Origin of the sequence: Dietzia sp. UBA5065 (assembly GCA_002415925.1) — a bacterium.
Lineage (GTDB): Bacteria > Actinomycetota > Actinomycetes > Mycobacteriales > Mycobacteriaceae > Dietzia.
Genome location: DIAZ01000119.1, coordinates 11,275 through 15,522 on the forward strand (window position 1 = coordinate 11,275; position 4,248 = coordinate 15,522).

General features: G+C 69.9%; 5 protein-coding genes and 1 pseudogene. 4 read left to right on the plus strand and 2 right to left on the minus strand.

The features are described from left to right. A pseudogene (locus B4M60_RS09145) lies at window positions 1-396 on the plus strand (acetyl-CoA C-acyltransferase); the annotation flags it as partial. Window positions 397-674: 278 nt separating this feature from the next. Here B4M60_RS09145 and B4M60_RS09150 read toward each other — a convergent pair. Then, the gene (locus B4M60_RS09150; protein ID WP_291082577.1) at window positions 675-1,538 is read right to left on the minus strand and encodes a Bax inhibitor-1/YccA family protein; all 864 of its coding nucleotides are present in this window, start codon (window positions 1,536-1,538) and stop codon (window positions 675-677) included. A 437-nt stretch (window positions 1,539-1,975) separates the two neighbouring features. Here B4M60_RS09150 and B4M60_RS09155 point away from each other — a divergent pair, with 437 nt between their 5' ends. Continuing rightward, window positions 1,976-2,452: a PadR family transcriptional regulator gene (locus tag B4M60_RS09155; RefSeq protein WP_291082581.1), complete on the plus strand. Its 477-nt coding sequence runs from the start codon at window positions 1,976-1,978 to the stop codon at window positions 2,450-2,452. Window positions 2,453-2,460: 8 nt separating this feature from the next. On the opposite strand, the gene B4M60_RS09160 is transcribed toward B4M60_RS09155, so the two are convergent. Then, a complete protein-coding gene (locus tag B4M60_RS09160; RefSeq protein ID WP_291082584.1) occupies window positions 2,461-3,414 on the minus strand; it encodes a S1 family peptidase in 954 nt (317 codons plus the stop codon). Window positions 3,415-3,632: 218 nt separating this feature from the next. Here B4M60_RS09160 and B4M60_RS09165 point away from each other — a divergent pair, with 218 nt between their 5' ends. After that, window positions 3,633-3,977 carry a hypothetical protein gene (locus B4M60_RS09165; RefSeq protein ID WP_291082587.1) on the plus strand — a complete coding sequence of 115 codons (345 nt, stop codon included), beginning with the start codon at window positions 3,633-3,635 and terminating at the stop codon, window positions 3,975-3,977. Window positions 3,978-4,086: 109 nt separating this feature from the next. Further along, window positions 4,087-4,248: a hypothetical protein gene (locus B4M60_RS09170; RefSeq protein WP_291082590.1), complete on the plus strand. Its 162-nt coding sequence runs from the start codon at window positions 4,087-4,089 to the stop codon at window positions 4,246-4,248.

Here is a 4,248-nt window from a genome sequence, read left to right on the forward strand (position 1 = left end):
AAGGCCAAGGAGCTGGGCCTCACGCCGCTCGCGCGGGTCGTCTCCACCGGCGTCTCGGGCCTCTCGCCCGAGATCATGGGCCTCGGCCCGGTCGAGGCGGTCAAGAACGCGCTGCGCATCGCCGGCAAGTCGGTCTCCAACATCGACCTGTTCGAGATCAACGAGGCGTTTGCCGTCCAGGTGATCGGCTCCGCCCGCGAGCTCGGCATCGAGGAGGACAAGCTCAACGTCAACGGTGGCGCCATCGCGCTCGGCCACCCGTTCGGCATGACCGGCGCCCGCATCACCGCCTCGCTCATCAACAACCTGCAGGCGCAGGACAAGCAGTTCGGCGTCGAGACCATGTGTGTCGGCGGCGGCCAGGGCATGGCCATGGTGCTCGAGCGCCTCAGCTGATCCCCACCTGACGCCCACCTCGCGGCGTCCCGAAGAGCGTTCCGACCGCATCGCCCGAGTGGCGGCGGTCGGAACGCTCTTCTCGTCTCCGCCCCTCCGGCTCACGCTGCCCCTCCGGCTTGCGCTGGCGGAATGCTCGCAAATCGCTCGCTTGCGCTGGGGGTCCGGACCGAAGCGGCAGCGCAACCCGAGCTCTCCGCCGCCCCGAAATGCCGGCGGCCCCGGCTCCCCACGCAGGGGGCCGGGGCCGCAGGTCGTCGGCTAGGAGCCGCGTCCGATCAGTTGCGGAAGTAGCTCATCAGTCGCAGGATCTCGATGTACAGCCACACCAGGGTGACGGTCAGGCCGAGCGCGACGCCCCACGCCATCTTGGCCGGGGCACCGGCGCGCACGAGGCGGTCGGCGTTGTCGAAGTCCAGCAGGAAGCTGAACGCCGCCAGGCCGATGCACAGGAGGCAGAAGGCGATCGCGATCGGGCCGCCGTTGTACAGCGGGTTGGTGCCCGTGAAGAAGCTCAGCAGGATGCTGCCGAGTGCGGCGAACAGCACGCCGACCAGGGCCGCGGACATGAAGCGCGTGAACTTGGGCGTAACGCGGACGGCACCGGTCTTGTAGACGAACAGCATTCCCACGAACACGCCGATGGTGCCGAGGATGGCGCTGCCGACCGCACCCAGCACGCCCCCGGTGCTCTGCAGGTCGATGGTGAACAGGTACGTGGCGGCGCCGACGAACAGTCCCTCGAAGGCGCCGTAGGTGAGGGTGACGGGCGCGGAGTCCATCTTGCGGGCGAAGGTGGCCACGAGCACCGTGATGAGTCCGCCGATGCCGCCGACCAGCAGGAGCGGCATGAGCAGGCCCGGGTTGCCGTCGATCAGGGTGAAGGCCAGGACGCCCACCACGCTGAGCAGGCCGAGCGTGATGGCGGTCTTGGTGACCACGTCGTCGATCGTCATGGGCCGCGTGTCCGCGCCGAACTGCGGCTGCACCTGGGGCGTGCCGTAGCCGGGCTGGGCGCCGAAGCCCTGCTGGCCGTACTGGCCCTGCTGGAAGGTGGCACGGCCGGCACCACCGAGCTGGGTGGCGCCACGGGCGCTGTCCTGGGACAGGGAGCTGAAGACCGGATTGCTGCTGCTGCGCATCGAGGTCCCTTCGGATAGTCGGGGAAGGTCGGTGATCGAGAGTCCCCGCCGGGTCAGCGACGAATCACTCGTACCACTGCAACGCGCGGGCCCACCTGAGTGTTCCCGTCGTCGTGACACCATCCTGCCCGACTGGTCACCCGACCAACAGCGTGGGCGCTAACGATATGTCGTTGACAGTCGTTGGAGTGGCGTTGATACTCGTGGACGAAGCGGGCTCCACGCGGGGGCCCCGGACACCAGGAGAGACGATGCGCAACCACGACATCGGACATCCGCGACACGGCGGCCACCCCGGCCGCCCGCGCGGGCATCGCAGGGGTCATCGCCACGACCACGGTCACGGCGGGGGGCCCTTCGGACCGGGCGGGCCGTTCGGACCCGGCGGACCCTTCGGCCCGGGTGGGCCGTTCGGACCGTTCGACGAGGGACGCGGGATGCGGCGCGGCGCCCAGCGGCGACGACGACGAGGGGACGTCCGGCACGGAGCGCTCCTGCTGCTGGCGGAGGGGCCAATGAACGGCTACGGGATCCTGCGCGAGCTGGCCGAGCGCAGTGGCGGGACCTGGCGACCCAGCTCGGGCGCGGTGTACCCCGCGCTGTCGCTCCTGGAGGACGAGGGACTGATCGGCCCCGCGGAGGACGCCGGTCCCAAGCACTACCAGCTCACCGATGCCGGCCGCGCGGAGCTGGAGCACCTCGCCGACCGCCCCGCGCCGTGGGACGACGCCACCGAGGAGGCCACCTCCCGACTCGGCGGGGACGCCGAACTCTGGAAGGCCTTCGGCGACGCCGCCATGGCGGTGCGGGCCGTCGTCCAGACCGGCGACCAGGCCGCCGGCGCCGCCGCGACCGAGGAGCTGGTCGCGCTCCGCAAGCGCCTCTACGGCCTACTGGCGGACGCCGACGGCTGAGCGACCCGTCAGCCCACGCCGTTCTTCTCGAGGAACCGACGCAGGTCGGCGGTGTCGGTGATGAAGTTGAACGCCTGGCTCTCACCCCGGATGGTGTACGAGTTCACGCCGACGACCTTGCCCGCCTCGTTGACGGTCGGACCACCGGACATCCCCGCGCTGATGTCCGCGTTGATCTCGTAGCCGGCCACCCCTCGCGGAGAGATCTGCTTGGACGAGATCGTTCCGGTCTTGAACGAGGGGTTTTGGATGGACATCGTGTTGGAGACGTCGGCGACCGCGGCGGGGAACCCGATCGACGTCACGCTGTCGCCCGTCTGCGGGTCCTCGTCCGCGACGTTCATCACCGGGGGCTGGGAGTCGGGGCGGAGCCCGTTGGCCCGGAGGAGGGCGAGGTCCCCCTTCTCGAACGGCAACACGTCCACGACCTGCACCGGGATCCAGTCGGAGATGGTGGCGCCGTCGATGTTCGGCTGCTTGGTCATCACCTGCACCTCGATCTCGGATCCGTCCTTGAGACCCTCGACGGTCCAGTTGATCTCCGCATCGACCCTCTCCTCCTCGGTGACGTCGTAGTCCGAGAGGAATGTGCTGATCAGGGCGGAGCGCCCCTCGTCCTGATCCACACAGTGCCCGGCGGTCATGATCTCGCCGCCCTCGCCCGCCATCCAGCCCGTGCAGGAACCGACGGCGGTGACCTCGTCGGACCACACGTACTCGCCGTTCTCGCCGCCCGGGTACAGGACGTACCCCGTGACCGTGGTCATGAGGAAGACCACCGAATCCTCGAGCACCTGCGGACTCACCGACGCGTTGTCGGCGGACGGGGAACTGGACGCGATCGTGCCCGTGCCGCCACCGTCGGCGGGCGGGTCACTGGTCCCGAGGGAGAAGCTGCATCCGGCGGTCGTGGCGAGCGCCACGGCGGCCAGGAGGGAAAGGGACGATCGTCGTAGGCTCACGCCGCACTCCTTAGCCATGTGAGGAAACCCTCACGGTGTGGGCGTGACGGACACTACTCCGGATCAGCACGATTCCCTAGAGGATTCTTTCCGCCACAACCACCGCCGCCGTCGCACACTCCGCCCAGAGACCACCCGAAGGGACCCGCCATGACCGCCCTCGTCGTCTAGCCCACGAGGCGCCGCCGCTGACCGGGCTGGCAGTGGACCTGCTCGTCGTGGGCACCCCCACGCACGCCTTCGGCCTCAGCCGGGAGGGCACCCGCGAGGACGCCCACCGCCGCGGCGGCGGGCTCATCACCTCGGGCGTGCGCGAATGGCTCGACGCCGCCGGCCGGGCCTCCCTCGACGGGGCCACGTTCGACACCCACGTCCGCCACCCCGACCTACCGGGACACGCCGGCAGGAAGATCGCCAGGAGACCGAGAAAGTTCGGGTGCCGGCTGGCGGCGGACCCCGAGACCTTCTACGTCGACGGCTACGAGGGGCCGCTTCTCCCCGGCGAACTGGACCGGGCCCGGGAGTGGGGCGCCCGGCTGGGAGGCCCCGGCGGGCGGACCTGACCCGGCTCGCCGACCTGCGGTTGCATATACCCCTAGGGGTATGTAATCTCGGGAGTGCCGAGCTGCCCGAACCGGGCCGCCCGATTTCGACTCCCCGAGGAGAACAGACATGTGCCGTCAGGCCACCTGCAAGAAGTGCGGAAAGACCACCTGGGCCGGCTGCGGGATGCACGTCGACCAGGTGATGGCCGGCGTGCCCAAGTCCCAGCGCTGCCCGGGCCACGAGGCCGAGCCCAAGGAGGGCTTCTTCGCGAAGATGTTCGGCCGGTAG